The sequence below is a fragment of the Microbacterium sp. SLBN-154 genome (genome assembly GCF_006715565.1).
Taxonomy (GTDB): domain Bacteria; phylum Actinomycetota; class Actinomycetes; order Actinomycetales; family Microbacteriaceae; genus Microbacterium.
This window is the reverse complement of record NZ_VFNL01000001.1, coordinates 71,479-88,753: the sequence shown is the minus strand read 5'-3', so window position 1 is coordinate 88,753 and position 17,275 is coordinate 71,479. Positions and strand designations below refer to the sequence as shown.

20 protein-coding genes are annotated in these 17,275 nt (G+C 66.8%); 14 read left to right on the top strand and 6 right to left on the bottom strand.

Annotation, left to right across the window (positions count from 1 at the left end):
• Positions 1-146 precede the first annotated feature (146 nt).
• Positions 147-656 (bottom strand): NADPH-dependent FMN reductase, encoded by a 510-nt coding sequence (locus FBY40_RS00505; protein WP_141935482.1) that lies wholly within the window; start codon positions 654-656, stop codon positions 147-149.
• Positions 657-808: 152 nt separating this feature from the next.
• Between FBY40_RS00505 and FBY40_RS00500 the strand changes: the two genes are divergently transcribed.
• The 5 genes from FBY40_RS00500 (at position 809) to FBY40_RS00480 (ending at position 6,493) form a co-directional block, all read left to right on the top strand.
• Positions 809-1,660 carry a sulfurtransferase gene (locus FBY40_RS00500; RefSeq protein WP_141935480.1) on the top strand — a complete coding sequence of 284 codons (852 nt, stop codon included), beginning with the start codon at positions 809-811 and terminating at the stop codon, positions 1,658-1,660.
• Positions 1,661-1,786: 126 nt separating this feature from the next.
• Complete coding sequence (locus FBY40_RS00495) at positions 1,787-2,890, top strand: putative oxygenase MesX (RefSeq protein WP_141935478.1); 1,104 nt, start codon at positions 1,787-1,789, stop codon at positions 2,888-2,890.
• The gene (locus FBY40_RS00490; RefSeq protein WP_141935476.1) at positions 2,887-3,978 is read left to right on the top strand and encodes a methionine synthase; all 1,092 of its coding nucleotides are present in this window, start codon (positions 2,887-2,889) and stop codon (positions 3,976-3,978) included. The genes FBY40_RS00495 and FBY40_RS00490 overlap by 4 nt, the downstream gene beginning before the upstream one ends.
• A complete protein-coding gene (locus FBY40_RS00485; protein WP_141935474.1) occupies positions 3,975-5,165 on the top strand; it encodes a MalY/PatB family protein in 1,191 nt (396 codons plus the stop codon). Before FBY40_RS00490 ends, FBY40_RS00485 begins: the two co-directional genes overlap by 4 nt.
• A complete protein-coding gene (locus FBY40_RS00480) occupies positions 5,162-6,493 on the top strand; it encodes an O-acetylhomoserine aminocarboxypropyltransferase/cysteine synthase family protein (protein WP_141935471.1) in 1,332 nt (443 codons plus the stop codon). Before FBY40_RS00485 ends, FBY40_RS00480 begins: the two co-directional genes overlap by 4 nt.
• Positions 6,494-6,502: 9 nt before the next feature.
• On the opposite strand, the gene FBY40_RS00475 is transcribed toward FBY40_RS00480, so the two are convergent.
• Both FBY40_RS00475 and FBY40_RS00470 read right to left on the bottom strand, forming a co-directional pair.
• Positions 6,503-7,180, bottom strand: coding sequence for a peroxiredoxin-like family protein (locus FBY40_RS00475; protein ID WP_141935469.1), 678 nt, complete (start codon positions 7,178-7,180; stop codon positions 6,503-6,505).
• Positions 7,181-7,344: 164 nt separating this feature from the next.
• Positions 7,345-7,971 carry a nitroreductase family protein gene (locus tag FBY40_RS00470; protein WP_141935466.1) on the bottom strand — a complete coding sequence of 209 codons (627 nt, stop codon included), beginning with the start codon at positions 7,969-7,971 and terminating at the stop codon, positions 7,345-7,347.
• A 172-nt stretch (positions 7,972-8,143) separates the two neighbouring features.
• Here FBY40_RS00470 and FBY40_RS00465 point away from each other — a divergent pair, with 172 nt between their 5' ends.
• The 4 genes from FBY40_RS00465 to FBY40_RS00450 all read left to right on the top strand — a co-directional run bounded on the left by FBY40_RS00465 (position 8,144) and on the right by FBY40_RS00450 (position 11,118).
• Positions 8,144-8,719 carry a beta-class carbonic anhydrase gene (locus FBY40_RS00465; protein ID WP_141935464.1) on the top strand — a complete coding sequence of 192 codons (576 nt, stop codon included), beginning with the start codon at positions 8,144-8,146 and terminating at the stop codon, positions 8,717-8,719.
• Positions 8,720-9,235: 516 nt separating this feature from the next.
• A complete protein-coding gene (locus FBY40_RS00460) occupies positions 9,236-9,586 on the top strand; it encodes a YciI family protein (RefSeq protein WP_141935462.1) in 351 nt (116 codons plus the stop codon).
• Between the two features lie 48 nt (positions 9,587-9,634).
• Positions 9,635-9,838, top strand: coding sequence for a YciI family protein (locus tag FBY40_RS00455; protein WP_141935460.1), 204 nt, complete (start codon positions 9,635-9,637; stop codon positions 9,836-9,838).
• Positions 9,839-9,933: 95 nt separating this feature from the next.
• Complete coding sequence (locus FBY40_RS00450) at positions 9,934-11,118, top strand: RNA polymerase sigma factor (protein WP_235014398.1); 1,185 nt, start codon at positions 9,934-9,936, stop codon at positions 11,116-11,118.
• A 136-nt stretch (positions 11,119-11,254) separates the two neighbouring features.
• On the opposite strand, the gene FBY40_RS00445 is transcribed toward FBY40_RS00450, so the two are convergent.
• Positions 11,255-11,662: a TetR-like C-terminal domain-containing protein gene (locus FBY40_RS00445; RefSeq protein WP_200830083.1), complete on the bottom strand. Its 408-nt coding sequence runs from the start codon at positions 11,660-11,662 to the stop codon at positions 11,255-11,257.
• A 329-nt stretch (positions 11,663-11,991) separates the two neighbouring features.
• On the opposite strand from FBY40_RS00445, the gene FBY40_RS00440 reads away from it, so the two are divergent.
• On the top strand, positions 11,992-12,450 hold the full coding sequence (locus FBY40_RS00440; protein WP_200829895.1) for a nuclear transport factor 2 family protein: 459 nt from the start codon (positions 11,992-11,994) through the stop codon (positions 12,448-12,450).
• Between the two features lie 192 nt (positions 12,451-12,642).
• Positions 12,643-12,873 carry a hypothetical protein gene (locus FBY40_RS00435; protein ID WP_141935451.1) on the top strand — a complete coding sequence of 77 codons (231 nt, stop codon included), beginning with the start codon at positions 12,643-12,645 and terminating at the stop codon, positions 12,871-12,873.
• Between the two features lie 51 nt (positions 12,874-12,924).
• Here FBY40_RS00435 and FBY40_RS00430 read toward each other — a convergent pair whose 3' ends face one another.
• Positions 12,925-13,809, bottom strand: a complete 885-nt coding sequence (locus FBY40_RS00430; protein WP_141935449.1) for a LysR family transcriptional regulator — start codon at positions 13,807-13,809, stop codon at positions 12,925-12,927.
• A gap of 156 nt (positions 13,810-13,965) precedes the next feature.
• Here FBY40_RS00430 and FBY40_RS17380 point away from each other — a divergent pair, with 156 nt between their 5' ends.
• The 3 genes from FBY40_RS17380 (at position 13,966) to FBY40_RS00410 (ending at position 16,627) form a co-directional block, all read left to right on the top strand.
• Positions 13,966-14,682 carry an ester cyclase gene (locus tag FBY40_RS17380; RefSeq protein WP_200829894.1) on the top strand — a complete coding sequence of 239 codons (717 nt, stop codon included), beginning with the start codon at positions 13,966-13,968 and terminating at the stop codon, positions 14,680-14,682.
• Positions 14,683-14,797: 115 nt separating this feature from the next.
• Positions 14,798-15,043 (top strand): potassium transporter TrkA, encoded by a 246-nt coding sequence (locus FBY40_RS00415; protein ID WP_141935447.1) that lies wholly within the window; start codon positions 14,798-14,800, stop codon positions 15,041-15,043.
• A gap of 9 nt (positions 15,044-15,052) precedes the next feature.
• Entirely contained in the window at positions 15,053-16,627 is a 1,575-nt protein-coding gene (locus FBY40_RS00410) for a cation:proton antiporter domain-containing protein (RefSeq protein WP_141935445.1), read from the top strand.
• On the opposite strand, the gene FBY40_RS00405 is transcribed toward FBY40_RS00410, so the two are convergent.
• Entirely contained in the window at positions 16,549-17,259 is a 711-nt protein-coding gene (locus FBY40_RS00405; protein WP_141935443.1) for a TetR/AcrR family transcriptional regulator, read from the bottom strand. The genes FBY40_RS00410 and FBY40_RS00405 overlap by 79 nt on opposite strands.
• Between the last annotated feature and the right edge of the window lie 16 nt (positions 17,260-17,275).

Sequence of the window (17,275 nt, the reverse complement as noted above, 5' to 3'; positions counted from 1 at the left end):
GAAGCGGCGGGATCGTACGGGCAACCATGTCGGGAGACTAGTGCGACCGTACGCTGCGGCCCTGGCCGTGGCGTCACGCGAGGAAACAGCTCGTCACGCGACGTCACACGGAGTCAGGCCTCGCGCGTGCTCACGTCGACGCTGGATCAGTGACGGCCGATCGCGCGCGAAAGGTGTCGGTGCTCGTTCTCGACCCACTTCGCGTGCACGGCGACGCGGGTGTCGATCTCGGCCACGGGGAACGAGATTCCGCGCGTGGGTAAAGACGCCCCCAGTTCGACGAGGAGCGGGCGCAGCGTGTGCTCGACGGCAAGGGCATGCGCATCGCTGGCTACTGTCATGAGCGGGATCGCGACGACATCTGCGAGCCCATTCGCCGGGTACCGATCCAGGAAGGCTTTGAGCAGGCCCGTGTAGCTCGCCTTGTAGGTCGGGCTGGCGACGATCACGAGATCTGCGTCGGCAGCCCTGGCGAGCAGGTGATCGACGCGTGCGGACGGGAACCGGAACAGCTCATCCGCGACGTCGGCGAGGTCGATCGTGTCCTCGACATGACCCCCGAGCTGGTCAGCCAACGAACGAGCGAGGTCCTCAGCGATCAGGCGCGTGCGCGAGTGCGCCTGCGGATTGCCGACGAGGGCGAGAATCGACACCATCATTACCTCCTGGCGTGTGAAGCCAGGGGTAGTGAAGCGCGAAAGGAATGAACGGCCCCATTAGCGACCGGTTTATGTCCTCAAGGGTCGTCGGATTGCGCTCTGTTTCACCACTCCACGACATGGTGCGCGGCGCTTCGGACACTCGATGTATGCCGTTACTGATCACCCCGCACGAGCTCGTCTCCGAGCTCAAGGCGGGGCGCAGCGTGCGGCTGCTGGACGTGCGGTGGCGTCTGAACCTTCCGGAGGGAAGACCCGGCTACGTCTCGGGTCATCTCCCCGGCGCCGTCTATGTCGACCTGGAGCAAGAACTGGCCGACCCCGGCCATCCGGAGATCGGGCGGTACCCCTTGCCGCGTCACGCCGACCTCCAGAACTCCGCTCGGCGCTGGGGCATCCGAGACGGCGACCTCGTCGTCGCATACGACGACAACGACGCGGTGTCGGCGGCGCGGGCGTGGTGGCTCCTGCGCCACCGAGGGCTGGATGTGCGGGTCCTCGACGGAGGCATCCGCGCGTGGGTGGCCGCCGGCCTTCTGGTCGAGCGGGGCGATGTCCTGCCGCCCCGGGGCGACATCGATCTGCCCGATCTTGACCCCGGGGTGGCGACGATCGAGGATGCCGCTCGTGCGCCTGGCACGGGATATCTCGTCGACGTTCGCTCCCCGGAGCATTACCGAGGGCAGTCGAGCCGGATCGACGAGGCGGGCCATATCCCGGGCGCGGTGAACATCCCCACCGTCTCTCATATCGCACCTGATGGGACGCTCCGCACAGCCGAGCAGATCCGCGCGACGGTCGCCGCAGCATCCATCGATCCGACCGCCGAGATCACCCTGTACTGCGGCACCGGGATCGCGTCGGCGCATTCGGCTCTCGCCCTCGCCCGCGCCGGGATCGACACGCGCATCTACGTCGGATCGTGGAGTCAGTGGACCCTCTCCTCCGACCGGCCGATCGCGGTCGGGCCCACACCGTCCGCGACTCTCCGCGGATGGTGACGTCGTTGGCGCTTCTCGCCGGCGCGGCCGCGGTGTGCGTACTCGTGTTACGCGGGACTTGCACGCCCGCCGGGAAGGGATCATCGTCGGGACCACAGATTGCCACCCGATCACGATGGATCTTCGATGAGTGTTGTCTCCCCGGTCGCTCCCCGACCTGCTGCGGTGTCGGAGCCGGCCGTGTCCGATGAGGACTGTCCCGTCGGTCTGTCATTCCGCATCGACCGCACCCGGTTCGATGAGACCTACGTGCCGCCGAGCGGCACCCGATTGACGACCAACTACGCCAATCTGGCTCGCGGCGAGCGTCGTCAGGAGAATCTGCGCAATGTCCTCGAGATGATCGACGCGCGCTTCAACGACCTTGCCGACTGGGACAATCCCGACCGCGATCGGTACACCGTCGAACTGGAGATCATCTCGGTGGGCGTTTCGCTCGCGGCCGCCGGTGACGCGGCCCGGGAGGCCGCTTCGGACACCACAGCCTTCCCGCTCATCGAAATGCTCCAGACGACGATCGTCGACCGCACGCTCGGCCGGCGGATCCCGGGCGTCGTGGGGAACAACCTCTCGTCGTACGTCCGCGACTACGACTTCAGCATCCTCCTTCCCCGCGTGAGCGGGGAAACCGCGGAAGTGTCCCTGCCCGAGGACTTCGGGCAGGTGCACGGTAACCTCTTCCGCGCTTTCCTGGCGTCGGACGCCTACGCCCACGCGTTCGACACCGCTCCCGTCGTGTGCCTGAGCGTATCCAGCACGAAGACCTATCACCGGACCGATAACCACCACCCCATCCTGGGTGTGGAGTACCGGCAGGACGAGTACTCGTTCACCGATCGCTACTTCGCCAAGATGGGCCTGGGTGTGCGCTACTTCATGCCCCCCGGAGGTGCGGCCCCGCTCGCGTTCTACTTCCGCGGCGACCTGCTGAGCGACTACGGCATCCTTCCTCTCATCGCGACGGTGAGCACCATGGAGACGTTCCAGAAGATCTACCGTCCCGAGATCTACAACGCCAATGCCGCCGCGGGCTCGCGATACCGTCCCAGGCTCGAGCACACCGACTACTCGATGACGCAGATCACCTACGACAGGGACGAGCGCGCGCGCCTCGCACTCGAGCAGGGACGCTTCATTGACGACGTGCTCATCAACCCGCACGGGGAGAGGCTGCAGCGGTGGTCGGAACGGCAGTCCGCTCATCGCGGCGATCCGGAGGAAAGACGATGACAAGACAATCCCAGACGAGGCTTCTTCCCACATCCACCGCGGGCAGCCTGCCGAAGCCGTCGTGGCTCGCGCAGTCCGAGACGCTGTGGTCGCCGTGGAAGCTGACCGGTGAAGAGCTCGCCGACGGCAAGCGCGATGCGCTCCGGCTGTCGCTCGTCGATCAGCTCGAGGCCGGCCTCGACATCGTGGGTGACGGCGAGCAGACGCGGCAGCATTTCGTCACCACCTTCATCGAGAATCTCCTCGGCGTGGATTTCGAGAACCGGACCGTGGTGCGTATTCGCGATCGCTACGACGCAGCGGTCCCGCAGGTCGTCGGAACCGTGTCGCGCGCTGCGCCGGTGTTCGTCGATGATGCCCGGTTCCTCCGCGAGCACACCGACCGCCCCATCAAGTGGGCTCTGCCTGGCCCGATGACAATGGTCGACACCCTTTTCGACGCGCACTATGGCAGCAGAGAGAAGCTCGCGTGGGAATTCGCCGGAATCCTGAACGAGGAGGCGAAGGACCTCGCGGCCGCAGGGGTCGACATCGTGCAGTTCGACGAACCCGCATTCACCGTCTTCCACGAGGAGGCCAACGACTGGGGGATCGCGGCACTGGAGCGCGCCGCCGAGTGTCTCTCGTGCGAGCGAGCCGTCCACATCTGTTACGGATACGGCATCGAGGCCAATACGAACTGGAAGAAGACCCTTGGATCGGAGTGGCGTCAGTACGAGGCGACGCTGCCGATCCTGCAGCGGTCGAGTATCGACATCCTGTCGTTGGAACGGCATAACTCCCGGGTGCCGGTCGATCTGATGGAACTGGCCCGCGGGAAAAAGCTCATGATCGGCGCGATCGACGTCGCGACAAGCACCATCGAAACACCCGATGAGGTTGCCGCGACCCTCCGGGCGGTGCTGCCCTTCGTCGACGCGGACAAGCTCTATCCCTCAACCAACTGCGGCATGGCGCCGCTGGCATCCACGGTCGCACGGGGAAAGCTCGCTGCATTGTGCGCGGGGGCGGAGATCGTCCGGTCCGAGATCACGGATGCCGCGGGCACACCGTTCGCGTCATCCGGCGCCGTGCGCTCCGACGAATGACACCGCGTCTGAAAGCCGGCGCACATCCGTTCGACCGCGTCGCGCGGGATCGCCTCGACCGCCCCGAGAGTCGGAAGTGGAGCCTGCACCCGGGAGCGGTCGGGGCGTGGGTCGCGGAGATGGATTTCGGCGTCGCCCCGCCCGTTTCGCAGGCCCTTCACCGCGCCGTCGATGAGGGCATACTCGGGTACCTGTCACCGCCGCTGGCCGCGGAACTGGGCGACGCGACCGCGGAGTGGATGCGAGCGGAATACGCGTGGGACATCGATCCCGAGCGGGTCCACCCCGTCTCGGATGTGATGGCAGCGCTGGGTGTCGCGGTCACCGAATATGCGCCGGCAGGATCGGCCGTGATCGTACCGACGCCCGCCTACATGCCGTTCCTGACCTACCTGCCGACCATCGGTCATCCTGTTGTCGAGGTGCCGGGCGCTGTCGTCGACGGACGATGGCAGCACGACCTCGACCGGATCGACGCGGCCTTTGCCGCGGGGGCGCGCACCCTGGTGCTGTGCAATCCCCACAACCCGACCGGCACCGTCCTCACCCGCGCAGAGCTCGGCGCGCTGGCCGAGATCGTCGATCGCCACGGTGGGCGCGTGTTGGCCGATGAGATCCATGCCCCGCTGAGGTACGAAGGGGTGCCGCACGTCCCCTACGCGTCGCTCTCCGACGCGACAGCAGCCCATACGATCACCGGCACCAGCGCATCCAAGGCATGGAACCTCGCCGGTTTGAAGACCGCCCAACTGATCACGTCCAACGACGCCGACCAGGCGGCCTACCGTCGATTCGGCTTCGCCGTGCAGCATGGCGCGGCGACGCTCGGTGTGGTGGCCGCAATCGCCGCGTACCGCGAAGGTCGACCGTGGCTGGAGGAGGTGGTGCGCTACCTCGACTCGGAACGGCAGGACCTCCATGACGTGCTCGCGGAACACCTGCCCGGTGCCCGCTACCGAATGCCCGAAGCGACCTACATCGGCTGGATCGACACTTCGGCGCTGAGCCTTCCCGGTCCGCCCGCCGCGTTCTTCCGAGAGCACGCGGGCGTCGTCCTGACCGAGGGGGCTCTGCTCGGCAAGGGGTTCGAAGACTTCGTCCGGATCGTCTTCGCGACACCGCGGCCGGTGCTCGCCGACGCGATCCGCGCGATGGGCGACGCAGTCGGGAGAGGAGCGGTGGGATGACCGGGGCGGACGAGCGGTGGGGCTTCGAGACCCGTCAGATCCACGCGGGGGAGATCATCGACGCCGAGGCGTTCGCTCGCATCACCCCGGTGTACCAGACAGCGGGATACCTCTTCGAGGACTTCGACGACGGGGTGGAGCGCTTCGCAGGGCGAAGCGCCCGACGGGCCTACTCGCGCAACGACAACCCCACGAACCTCGTCGCTGCGTGGCGGCTCGCCGACCTCGAAGGCGGCGTCGACGGCATCCTCGTCGCCAGCGGTCAGGCGGCCATCGCTGCCGCGCTCTTCGCGGTCGCGTCCGCCGGAGACCACATCCTCACCACGCGGAGCCTTTACGAGGGGACCCGGGAGATGTTCCGGGGGGCACTGCGCAGGCAGGGACTCGAGTTCGAAGCGGTGGATGCTCTCGCACCGACGTCGGAGTGGCTCGAACGGATCCGCCCGAACACCAAGGCGATCTACACCGAGTCCATTCCCAATCCGCTCGGCGACGTTGTCGACCTGGAAAAGCTGGCCGACGTGTCCGCCCGCGCCGGTGTGCCTCTCGTCGTGGACAACACCGTCGCCACTCCCTACCTGTGCCGACCCCTGGAGTGGGGCGCGGATGTGGTCGTGCATTCGACCTCCAAGTGGCTCGCGGGCCACGGCGCCGTCATCGGCGGGGCGATCATCGACGGCGGACGCTTCGACTGGGAGGCGCACGCCGACCGATTCCCGCAGCTGGCCCGCAGCGGGCCCTACGGCCCCGATCCGTTTACGCAGCGCTTCGGCGCCGCAGCTCTGGGAGCATACCTGCGGTCGGTCATCGTGCTGGAGTACGGTCCAACGGTGCCGCCGAGCAGCACCTTCCTCCTGCTGCACGGCATCGAGACCCTCTCACTGCGGATGCAGCGCCACGTGGCCAACGCCGAACGGATCGCGGCCGAGCTCGTCGGCCATCCGGCTCTCGCCGCCGTGCACTATCCGGGGCTCGCCGGCAGCCCCCACCGGCCGACGGCGAAGAAGTACCTGCCCGACGGTGCGGGGTCCATCATCGCCATCGATCTGGCGGCGGGAAGGGCCGCCGCGCGCACATTCCTCGACGAGCTTCGGCTCGTCAGTCAGATGACGCACATCGGTGACGTGCGAAGCCTCGCCATCCACACCGGGAGCACGATCCACGCCAAGCTGGAAGAGCACGAGCGGCTGTCTCTGGGGATCACCCCGGGGCTCGTGCGCCTGTCGATCGGGCTGGAGCGGGTCGACGACATCCTCCGCGACCTGGTCCGCGCGCTCGACCTCGTCATCGCCGCACGTCCTCGGACATCCGCGGGCGATGAAGGATGACTCCCTGCCTCAGCGGCTACGTCTGGTGGCGAGTGCATCCACCGCGGTGAGGATCTCCGCCGTCTCCGTTCGCTGGGTGTAGTCGACCTTGATGTCGGCGAACGTGATCCTTCGCGCGCTGTCGACCACGATCACCGACGGGAACGGAATCGCGGGGGTCTCGTCGGCGTTGCTGTCCTTCACCGCGAATCCCAGCTGGGTGTGGGCCTCCTGCGCGGCGCTGCTCGGCGCGGTGACGATGCCGAGCGCGCCGGCCAGCGCGTTGCCGGGGTCGGAGACGACGGTGTAACCGAGTTCTCCCTTCGCCACCGCGGATGCCGTACCGTCCGGGGTCTGCGGGCTGATGGCGATGAGTGCGACACCGCGCGCATCGAGCTCGGGTGCAAGCGTGCGCTGGTAATGCGCGAGGGTGATGTTGCAGAAAGGGCACCAGGCTCCGCGGTAGAACACCACGACAGTCGGGCCCTCTCCGAGCAAAGACTCCAGGTCATGGGACCGGCCCTGGGAGTCAATGACGGTGGCGGACGGCAGGGCGTCGCCCACGGAAACGGCTCCGTCGGGGATCCCTGCGGCGCGCAAGTCGCGCTGCTCCTCATCGAAGACGGCAGTCAGCGCGGGTCCGATGGCCTGGGTGAAGCCGGGCACGAAGTCGGATACCTCAGCGGCGATCGAGTTCGAGGTGGTCATGAGGCTCCTGTCACGGAAGGTCCTCCGGCGGTGACGCCGGTCGGGGCGGGATGTTTCCGATTATTCGGAGCCCTCAGGGCCCGCGGGTCGAACCTTCGGAAAGCCAGTCACGGACCGTAACAAAGGCGATGTTCTCCGACGGGCTGTCCCTCAGAGCCGCTGCGTCACCAGAAGTCGACGTGGACGACCGAATCGAGATCTCGTCGCGGAGCCGGCTTGAAATCCACGCCTTTCGTGTACGCGACCGGAAGCAGAACTCCCTGGTGAACCGTGGGAGGGATGCCGAGGGCGTCGGCGACCTCGCGCTCGTACTGCAGGTGCAGGGTCGTCCAGGCTGAGCCGAGGCCCCGGGCGCGCAGCGCGAGGGAAAGACTCCACGCCGCGGGCAGCACCGACCCCCACAGGCCCGCCTGATTACCCGCCGGCAGGGTGGCGGACCCCGTCTCGATCGCACCGATGACGAGGACGGGCACCCGGTGCAGGTTCTCGGCGAGGTACGTGGCGCTGGATGCGATGCGGGTGCGTTCGGCGGTAGGCGACGTCGGCTGGTTCGACGCGTAGGCGCGGTACGAGGCTGCGTAGTAGTCGGCGACGGTCTTGCGGAGAGCCGGATCGGTGACGATGATCCAGTGCCACGTCTGTCGGTTGCCGCCCGATGGCGCCTGCAAGGCGATCCCGAGTGCGTCTTTCACGACCTCGAGCGGCACGGGGCGGTCCAGATCGAGACGCTTCCGGACAGCGCGAGTGGTCGCCAGCAGCTCGTCGGGTCCGAGCGGAAGCAGTGTGGACATCGGGATTCCTCGGCGGTGCGGTCGGCGGACGTCGTGATGAACGGTGGGGAGCACCCTCATTCTCCTTCGGACGGCGCGAGGCGGTGCGTTCCTTCCCGTCATTCGACGACACACCGGCCCTCCGGCCGTCGTGAGGCCATACTCTCGGCTCATCCGATGTGAGGGAGCGAAGATGCCGGTACTCGATGAGGTCCTTGCGGCGAACGAGAGATACGCCGCGTCGTTCGAACTCGGCGAGCTCGCGCTCCCACCGGCCCGAGGGTTCGCCATCCTCACGTGCATGGATGCCCGACTCGACCCGGCCAAGTACGCGGGCCTTCGAGAGGGCGATGCGCACGTCATCCGCAATGCCGGCGGGCGCGCGTCGGACGACGCCATCCGGTCTCTCGTCATCTCCTACAAGCTGCTCGGCACCTCCGAGTGGTTCGTCATCCACCACACCGATTGCGGCATGGAGTTCTTCTCCAACGACACCATCTCGGGACTCCTCGCCAGCAGTCTGGACACGGCAGCCCTCGGCCCCGACGGGTTCTACGACGTCGGTGACAGCCCGGGTTCCGACGCCGGTGCCGACATCGATTGGCTCACCATCAGCGACCAGTCACAGGCCGTCATCCACGACATCGTCCGCATCAGAACCCACCCGCTCGTTCCCGCGCGCATCCCGGTTCACGGATTCCTTTACGACGTCCGCACGGGTCGGCTAGTGGAAGTGCCCGGGGCGGCGGATGCCGGTCGGGCACGCTGAGCGATCGAGAGCGGCCGAAACGCGGCGCGCGTGGTGAAGCGCCAGATGGGTGCCTGACCGCGAGTAAACCGGTGAGAAAGATCGTGTCACGATCTGTAGCCTCGGGGACGCCCGCGAAAGGTCGACTTCCGCGCAAACACCGGTGAGGATGCCCTCGTACACTGGCGAAAGGCCGGGCGGTATGAGTTCAAATCCCACCGTCACCGCCATGTGAAACCCCCGCAGAAGCCTGGCGACCAAGAAGGGCGCGGGAGTTTCGTTTCGCTCGGAGCGGCCCGTGGGAAGGACGTGGGGAAGAACGCCTTAGCGCGAAAGTGTCGATGAAACGGTGCAACCCCGATGAACCGATCACCCCATGACGCGACGACGAAGCGAATTTCCTGAGTCGCCCCGGCGAGGGAGCGAATCGAACCCGGGGTTTCTCGGCCCAGCGGTCGAATCCGGCGTGAGCTGTTCGCCGTTACTAGTGACGGAGCCGGACTGGCCGGCCCGCGACGCAGTGAAGGAGCTCATTCCATGGCCAAGTTCAAAATCCTCATCTACGACGACCAGTCGTTCTACATCAATGCGACGCCCGAGGCATGGCGTGGGGTGGTCGAGGCGCACGGGAAGTTTCGCGAGGGGGTCTTCGAGCTCGGCGGGTCCCTCGCGGGAGGTGAGGCGCTCGCGCCCGCGGCTACCACCATCAAGGACGGCGGCACGAGGGCGGAGGGTCCGATCATCGAGACCGGGCAGTCTCTCAACGGCTATTACGTGATCGAGGCGCGCGATCTCGTCCACGCCCTCGCGATCGCCAAGCTGTGCCCGGCTCCCGGCGGTGGCGTCGAGGTTCGCGCGGTCGTGGACCCGTCGACCAACCCGTTCTGATCGTCCCTTCGCAGCGAACCGACCGCGTCCGCCTGACCGGCGACCACGGTGAAACACAGCGCGAGCGGTACCGTCGTCGTCGACGGACCATTCTCCGAGGCCAAGGAGGTCATCGGCGGCTTCAGCATCATCGATGTGCCCGACATGGACGCCGCGATCGCGTTGGTGCGGTCATGGCCGTTTCTCGAGCTCCCTGGCTGGGGCGTCGAGATCCGCCCGATCCTGACTGTCTCCGGCCAGTCCGACACGTGAGCCACGCGGATGCCGCGGCCCGACCGGACGACGATGGCGCGCGGAGCGGGCCGAGCGGCGAGGTCGCGGCATCCGATCTCCGCCTCTCCCGCGTCGTGCGCGAGCAGTCCGGACGAATCGTCGGGGCGCTGGCCCGCTCCTTCAGCAGTCTGGACATCGCTGAGGAGGCGGTGGCCGAGGCCGTCGAGGAGGCCCTTCGGGCCTGGCGGAAGGAGGGGATTCCCCCGAACCCGGGCGCCTGGCTCACGCAAGCCGCGCGCCGCAACGCGCTCGATCGCGTGCGCCGCGAAAAGAGATACCGCGAGAAGCTGGCGGGCATGGTGCCTGCCCAAGACCCAACACCATCGGCTCCCGAAGCCTCGTCAGGTGAGATCGACGAGCGGCTGCCGCTGCTCTTCGGCTGCTGCCACCCTGCTCTGGCGCCGGAGGCTCAGCTCGCCTTGACGCTCCGCGCGGTGTGCGGTCTCACCACCGCACAGATCGCACGTGCCACCTTCAGCACCGAGCCTGCAACAGCGCAACGAATCGTGCGAGCAAAACGCAAGATAGGCGCCACGGGTATCCCACTGCGGATTCCGGATGCGACGGACCGGGCGGTCCGGCTCGACATCGTCCTGACCATCGTGTCCGTCATGTACAACGAAGCCCATTTCGTGGGCGGCGGTGACGCCACCGCAGACCGCGACCTCGCCGACGACGCGGTATGGCTCGCAGGTGTCGTCGCGGCCGCACTGCCCCGCGAGCCGGAAGCGCATGGGCTTCTCGCGCTGCTGCTTTTCCACCGGGCACGAGAGTCGGCACGATCTGTCGACGGTGATCTTGTCCTCCTCGTCGACCAGGACCGATCCAGTTGGGATGCTTCCCTCATCGCTCGGGCGCGCGTCGAGCTTGAGCGGGCCGCGCGGCTGCACCGCCCCGGCAGGTGGCAGCTGCAGGCGGCCATCGCCGCCTGCCACGCTGATGCTGACACCGCTGCTGCAACGGACTGGAGGCAGGTGCTCGTGCTCTACGACCTGTTGCTCGGCTACGACGCATCGCCGGTGGTGCGGCTCAATCGTGCCGTCGCCCTCGACCAGGTGGGGGCGCCGGCCGCAGCGCTGACCGAAGTGGATGCACTGGAGAGAGATCTCTCGCGAGCCCACCTGTGGCACGCCGTACGCGCGCACCTGCTGCGCAGGCTCGGACGCGACGACGAGGCGCTCGCGGCGGATCTCCGCGCCCTGGAACTGACCGCGAATGAGGCGGAGCGTCGACTTCTTGCTGCCCGCACCGGGCGGTGACCGCTCCGACCGCTCGAGGGCGAAGCGCCGATCTACGTGGCGGCCACAGACCGGTGAAGAGCCGCGCTCCGTTCAAGGGGATCGGGAGAAGCGTCGCGCGGAGTGCGCGGGGCTTTGAGAGGAAGACTCCCGGGTCTCACGTGCCCTCGGCGTGGGCCGCGTGGGCGGCGAGGAGATCGACCCTCTCGACCAACCGGTCTACCGGGGGTGGATCGGTGCCGAACAGCAAGCTTGCGCACAACGGAGCGATGACGAGTTCGAAGACCTCCTCGGAAGTGGGTACGGTCTCACCCCTGGCCGCCGCGCGGTCGAGCATGTGCTGAAGCTCGTCGAACCGGCGCGACAACGCCGGCGGTAAGGAGCCCCCGTCCCCGAGTCGCACGGAGACGAGCGTACGCAGAAGCAGCACGCCCTCCGAGCCTGCAAGGTCTTCCGCGGCCTGGCGCGCATACTCCCGCAGGTCGTTCGCGTAATCGCCGGTATCAGGCACCGGCGAGCGCGCGCTCAGCCGCTCACTCACGACGTCGAGCAGGACGCCGTCCACGCTGCCCCACCTGCGGTAGAGAGTGCCGAGGTGGACACCCGATCGCTCCGCGATCCGCGCCATCGTGATCTCGGCGAGCGGGTTCTCCGATTGGAGGGCCGAGACCGCTGAGTGAACGTCGGAGCGAACGCGGGCGGAGCGACCGCCCGGACGCGTGACTCGACGCGACCCCGGATCATCCATCGGCCCACTTTAACGCGAAAGTCATCGCATCCAAATGGGGCCGCAGATCCTATTGCGAGTAGTTTCGCGTTTTCATGTGCAGCGTGTTACCGTACCTGTGTAAGACGAAAATACTCGCGTTAAGCGGCCAAAGGAGAGGAGTAATCGTGACCGACACGACCATTGACAAGGTGCGAGAAGCAGCGCGCCAGACCTTCCGAAATCACCTCGAGTACCTGTCATCGGGCCGGATCCCCGGGTGGGTGGATCTGTTCGCGGACGAGGGCGTGCTCGAGTTCCCCTACGGTCCAGAGGGATTCCCGAAGGCGGTGAGCGGAAGAACCGAACTGCATGACTACATGCAGAACTTCCCGAAGCACTTCGACGTTCAGTTCACCGACCTCGTCTTTCATGAGACCGTCGACCCGTCGCTGGTCATCGCTGAGTTCTCGAGCGTCGGCACTGCCCTGACCACGGGGCGGCCCTACAACCAGACATACATCTCCGTCGTCGAGACGACCGACGGGAAGATCACCCGATACGTCGACTTCTGGAACCCGCAGGTTGCAGCTGACGCGCTGCGCGGCGGGGCGGACGGTGTCTTCGCCACCATCGCGAACGACTGAGCGTCAGGGCTGGCCGCCCCGGTCGGGCGGCCGGCCCTGAGCCGGGCATCGACGGACCGATGCGACCGGCAGGCGGCGTCGAACCCTTGTGTGATACGGCCCTCGGCGCTGTGGGCGGCCCCTCGAGATCCGCGTCGTCAGGTCTCGGCCATGTTTCTGTGCTCTTTCCCCGCGTAGGGTTCTTCGAAGCTGGTGTCTGACGCCTTCAGGGAGATCATGAAGATTCACTACATCGGTACCGCCCTTCTCGCGTGCGGGTTCGCCATGCTCGTCGGCGTGGTTCTGCTCTTGGACCCGACGGCTCCGGATGCGAACATCGGCGCGGGAATCCTGGCGATGGTCGGCGTCCCCGTCGGCACGCTCGGTCTTGTGATGATCATCGGCCACGCTCTGTTCCGGACTTTCAAGACTGTCCGGAGCTGAATCGCGAAGCACGCTGCCAGGTCGTGTGCCCGACCTCCGCGGTCGGGCGGGTTATCCGGATCTTGGTACGTCGCCCAGATGCTCGAGCACTCGGTCGACCGTTGCCGGACGCGAACCGCGCAACCACATCGCAACCACGGGCAGCAAGACCGGTTCCGCGATCTCGATCTGCGCGATCTCGGGGTCGCGGATCGCATCGGGCGGTGCAATCGCCACGACATCCCGCTCGGAGAGGTCGCTCAACGACATCCCCAGGCCGCTGGCCCTCGACAACACGGGGGTGATCGTCGCGCCGTGCGCGGCGACCAGGCGGAGGAGGCCATCGGTCAGAGGTGTGCCGGGTTCGTTCCAAACCAGAAGCCGCTCGCCATCGAGTTCCCGAAGGTGCACACCGTCTCTTCGCTGGGCCCATCGGTGGCGTGCGGGCACATAAAGCCGTGCCGGCGTCGCGCGAAGCGGAACGCCGTCGATGTCGGGCGCTACGAGGACCGACCGAGCGAACATCAGCTCGACGCGACGGTCGCGCAGGGCGGCACGCACGTGCTCCGGTCGAAGTTCATGCAGGACGACAGACAATGATGGTGCGTTCACGCGAAGCGCGTCGACCAGCGCAAGTCGCTCTCCGTGACTGAGCGCGGGCGACACGCCGACCTCGACCGTGCCCTCCGTTCCGCTTGCGACGCGCTGCACGCGCTCGAGAACTGCGTCGACCATGGAGAGGGCTGCGGGTGCACCGCGCTGCAGCTCGGCGCCCGCCGGCGTGAGCGTCACCTCGTGTGTCGACCGGTCGAAGAGAAGAACACCCAGGTCGCGCTCGAGCTGCCCGATCGTCTTCGAGACCGCCTGCTGCGTCATGAACAACGCCGCTGCGGCCCGAGTGAAGTTCAACTCCCGAGCGACCTCGAGAAAGACGCGGAGCTGCCGCAGATCAGGCATCGCATGCGCCCGGTTGTGGCTTCACGTCGAATGTTCGTTTCCAACCGGAGAGCAACCGGCTCAGTCTGGGAAAGACGGGATGCCGCGGCGGAAACCCAGAGGACCGTGGAAGCACTCCTGTCAGCGACCCGATCACTTGAGCGAGAGTAGACCGTCATGCCCGCATACAGCCTTACCCACGTCGCCGTACTCGACGAAGCCGGTGCCCGGCACTACGCCGAGCTGACCAGCGCGGCCGTCGCCGCATACGGTGGACGATTCCGAGTGCTTGCCGCCGAGGCCGAAATCGCCGAAGGCGAATGGGCACCCGACAGGCGGGTGGTTCTCATCGAGTTCCCCGACGTGCAGCACATCCATCGGTGGTACCACTCCGCGGAGTACGCACCGGCCCGCGAAATCGCCAAGACGGCGCTCGATCGCACATTGGTCTTCGTCGAGGGGGTCGACGAGAATCAGGACGAAGGTGTGCTCGAGCTGAACGACCCGGAGGCGACGGTTCGGCGGTTCTACGACGCGATGGCCAGCGGGGACACGAGCGCCACGCATGACTTTCTCTCCGACGGCTGGGAAGACATTCCGCTTCCCCCGGGAGTTCCGGCCGGTGTCGAAGGCTTCGCGGCAACGGTCGCCTTTCTTCGCGCGGCGTTCCCGGATTTGAGCGTCACCGTGGAAGACGTCCTGGTCAGCGGTGACCGGGTCGCCACACGAGTGCTCGCCCGGGGCACGCACCTCGGAGAGTTCCTCGGCGTGCCGCCGACGGGCCGGATCGTCGAGTTCCGCGCGTTCGACTTCCACCGGCTCTCGAACGGCAAGATCGCTCAATCGTGGCATCTCGAAGACCTCTTCTCCGTGCTGCAGCAGTTGCAGGATTGATGCCGAGTCCGCGGAACGCGGGCGTGAATGCTCCCACGGCCACCGAGAGGCTTTCGAGCGTGAGTTCGCATCCTCGTGCGCTCGCGAAATCCGTCGTGGCAGAGGATGCACCCGCATGTTTATCATCAGCGGTATGGGCAGCCATGTGCGGAAAATCGAGATGCCGGGTATCGGGACGCGGTACGACGTCGCCGGGAATCGGGCCCCACAGCGAGTGTCGGTCATCGAGCACAGGGATGGCCGGCGCGAGATCTACTCGTTCGAGGACAGCTCGACCGATCCCACCTCCGTGATCGAGCTCTCCGCCGAACAGGCCCGCCTCCTGGGAGCAGTGCTCAACGGTTCGTACATCACCGACTGACCTGCCGAGATGACGATCTTCGACAGCCAGGTGCAGCCACCCGGCGTGAACATCGTGGGTGCACCTTTCGGGATCCCCATCAACGAGTTGATCGCCGTCGGCGCGCTTCTGCTGGTCGCGGCGCTGCTCGCCCGGCTCGGTCGGCGGATCGGTCTTCCGACCATCCCGTTCTTCATGGCAACGGGGATCCTGCTCGGGCCGGGCACGCCGGGTCCCGTGCTGATCGACGATCCCGCGGTCATCGAGTTCCTGGCCACGATGGGTCTCGTCCTCCTGCTGTTCCACCTCGGGGTGGAGTTCCCGCTCGAGCAGGTGCGCGCCAGCGGCGGACGTCTCGTCCTCGCCGCATTCACGTACATCGGTCTCAATGTCAGCGGCGGCATCGTCTTCGGACTGTTCCTGGGGTGGGGCGTCGGTGAGGCCCTGGTGATCGGTGGTGCCCTGGGGATCTCCAGTTCCGCGATCGTCACGAAACTCCTCATAGAGCTGCGCCGCCTCGCCAATGCGGAGACCCCGTTGATCCTCGGGATCATCGTCGTCGAAGACCTGTTCCTGGCCCTCTATCTTTCGCTCCTGACGCCGATTCTCGGTGACGCGGAGTCGCCGCTCGCACTCGTCGTCGACATCGGGACGAGCTTCCTGTTCCTCCTCGTCCTGCTCGTCGTCGCGCGATTCGGGGGGCGTGTCATCGCCGCCGTCATCCGAAGCCGGGAAGAGGAGCTGCTCACCATCGGCGTCGTCGGCCTGGTCTTCCTCGTCGCCGGTACCTCCGCCGAGTTGGGGGTGTCTGATGCGATCGGGGCGCTCATGATCGGCCTCGTCGTCTCGCGGACGTCTCTGAAAGATCGGGTCGAGCGCGTCGTGCTGCCTTTGCGGGATGTCTTCGCGGCGGTGTTCTTCATCGCGTTCGGGCTCACCATCGACGTCCGCGAGCTCGGAAGCGTCGTCCTCCCCGCGCTCCTCGCCGTGCTCCTCACAGTGACGCTCAATGTGATCGCCGGCGTCATCGCGGCTCGGATGTACCGGCTCAATCAACGTGCCGCGGCGAACATCAGCCTCACGCTTCTCGGGCGAGGAGAGTTCTCGCTCATTCTCGCGTCGCTTGCGATCGCCGCCGGTCTCGACGAGAGGATCGGTCCGTTCGTCGCGCTCTACCTGCTGATTCTCGCGGTGCTCAGCCCTCTCGCGGCATCACGCTCTCATGTGCTCGCGCGGATACTCCCGGACCGGCTGTTCCGAGGCAACTTCACCTACGTTCGCGAGCTCACCACGTCGGCAGAGTGCACGCACCTCGACAGTCTCGTCGTCGATGAGCCGGACGGGCCGTTGGAGTGTCGACGGTGCCGAGAGGACGGCCTCGAGTGGGTGCATCTGCGTCTGTGCACCAGCTGCGGGAACATCGCCTGCTGCGATGACTCGCCGGGGCGTCACGCCACCGAGCATTTCACCGCCTCCGGCCATCCGATCATCGCCTCCGCGGAACCGGGCGAAACCTGGCGGTTCTGCTACGTCGACGAACTGCTCCTCCCGGATTCCGCGACAGGTACCTCCGACCCCGCGGTCTCCGACGGGCCGCTTCGCTGATCGACCTCGTCCGACCCGAGCTTGCGGATCGTGCTGTCGAGGGTGGAGCGGACGTGGACGGGATCGATCTTCGGTTGCTGCCCGCGCCGGACGTCGTCGGCCCAGCTCATGGCGATGAATCGCATCACCCCGGCAAGGAGATGGGTGATGAGCTCCGCTTGCACGGAAAGATCTGACGCGTCCTCCTCGGGCCATTGCGTGCGGAGGCGGAGCTGGATGACCTCCCTGAGCTCTTCCTCGATCACGATGAGGCGTTCCATCTGCCGCGCGACCAGCGCGGGGCTCGTGCCGACCGCGTGAATCCGGGCCGCGAGAAGCGACGGGTCGGCAGCCATCTGGCCGGGTTCGATATGGATCAGTTCGACTGCGCCCTGCAGCAGCGGGCCTTTGGTGGCGACATACTCGCGGGCCGCGCGTCGGTCGATGGTGGGACCGCCCGGGCCGAGAAGGGCGAGGTCTTTGGTCTTGAAGTGGTTGAAGAAGGTGCGCTGGCTCACGTCGGCGAGCTCGCAGATCATGTCGACCGTGACCGCCTCGTAGCCGTGCTCGAGAACAAGATCGATCGCAGCGCGCTCGATGAGGGCACTCTTCTCGACCGCGTCGCGGCGGCGGTTCGGCGGGCTGGTCGACATGATCTGCGGCTCCTTT

Excerpts from the sequence above, each read along its gene's own strand:
- FBY40_RS00495 (WP_141935478.1), top strand. The coding sequence starts at position 1,787 with ATGAGTGTTGTCTCCCCGGTCGCTCCCCGACCTGCTGCGGTGTCGGAG.
- FBY40_RS00410 (WP_141935445.1), top strand. The coding sequence starts at position 15,053 with ATGACGATCTTCGACAGCCAGGTGCAGCCACCCGGCGTGAACATCGTG.
- FBY40_RS00480 (WP_141935471.1), top strand. The coding sequence starts at position 5,162 with ATGACCGGGGCGGACGAGCGGTGGGGCTTCGAGACCCGTCAGATCCAC.
- FBY40_RS00475 (WP_141935469.1), bottom strand. The coding sequence starts at position 7,180 with ATGACCACCTCGAACTCGATCGCCGCTGAGGTATCCGACTTCGTGCCC.
- FBY40_RS00415 (WP_141935447.1), top strand. The coding sequence starts at position 14,798 with ATGTTTATCATCAGCGGTATGGGCAGCCATGTGCGGAAAATCGAGATG.
- FBY40_RS00485 (WP_141935474.1), top strand. The coding sequence starts at position 3,975 with ATGACACCGCGTCTGAAAGCCGGCGCACATCCGTTCGACCGCGTCGCG.
- FBY40_RS00500 (WP_141935480.1), top strand. The coding sequence starts at position 809 with ATGCCGTTACTGATCACCCCGCACGAGCTCGTCTCCGAGCTCAAGGCG.
- FBY40_RS00465 (WP_141935464.1), top strand. The coding sequence starts at position 8,144 with ATGCCGGTACTCGATGAGGTCCTTGCGGCGAACGAGAGATACGCCGCG.
- FBY40_RS17380 (WP_200829894.1), top strand. The coding sequence starts at position 13,966 with ATGCCCGCATACAGCCTTACCCACGTCGCCGTACTCGACGAAGCCGGT.
- FBY40_RS00405 (WP_141935443.1), bottom strand. The coding sequence starts at position 17,259 with ATGTCGACCAGCCCGCCGAACCGCCGCCGCGACGCGGTCGAGAAGAGT.
- FBY40_RS00470 (WP_141935466.1), bottom strand. The coding sequence starts at position 7,971 with ATGTCCACACTGCTTCCGCTCGGACCCGACGAGCTGCTGGCGACCACT.
- FBY40_RS00430 (WP_141935449.1), bottom strand. The coding sequence starts at position 13,809 with ATGCCTGATCTGCGGCAGCTCCGCGTCTTTCTCGAGGTCGCTCGGGAG.
- FBY40_RS00460 (WP_141935462.1), top strand. The coding sequence starts at position 9,236 with ATGGCCAAGTTCAAAATCCTCATCTACGACGACCAGTCGTTCTACATC.
- FBY40_RS00505 (WP_141935482.1), bottom strand. The coding sequence starts at position 656 with ATGGTGTCGATTCTCGCCCTCGTCGGCAATCCGCAGGCGCACTCGCGC.
- FBY40_RS00490 (WP_141935476.1), top strand. The coding sequence starts at position 2,887 with ATGACAAGACAATCCCAGACGAGGCTTCTTCCCACATCCACCGCGGGC.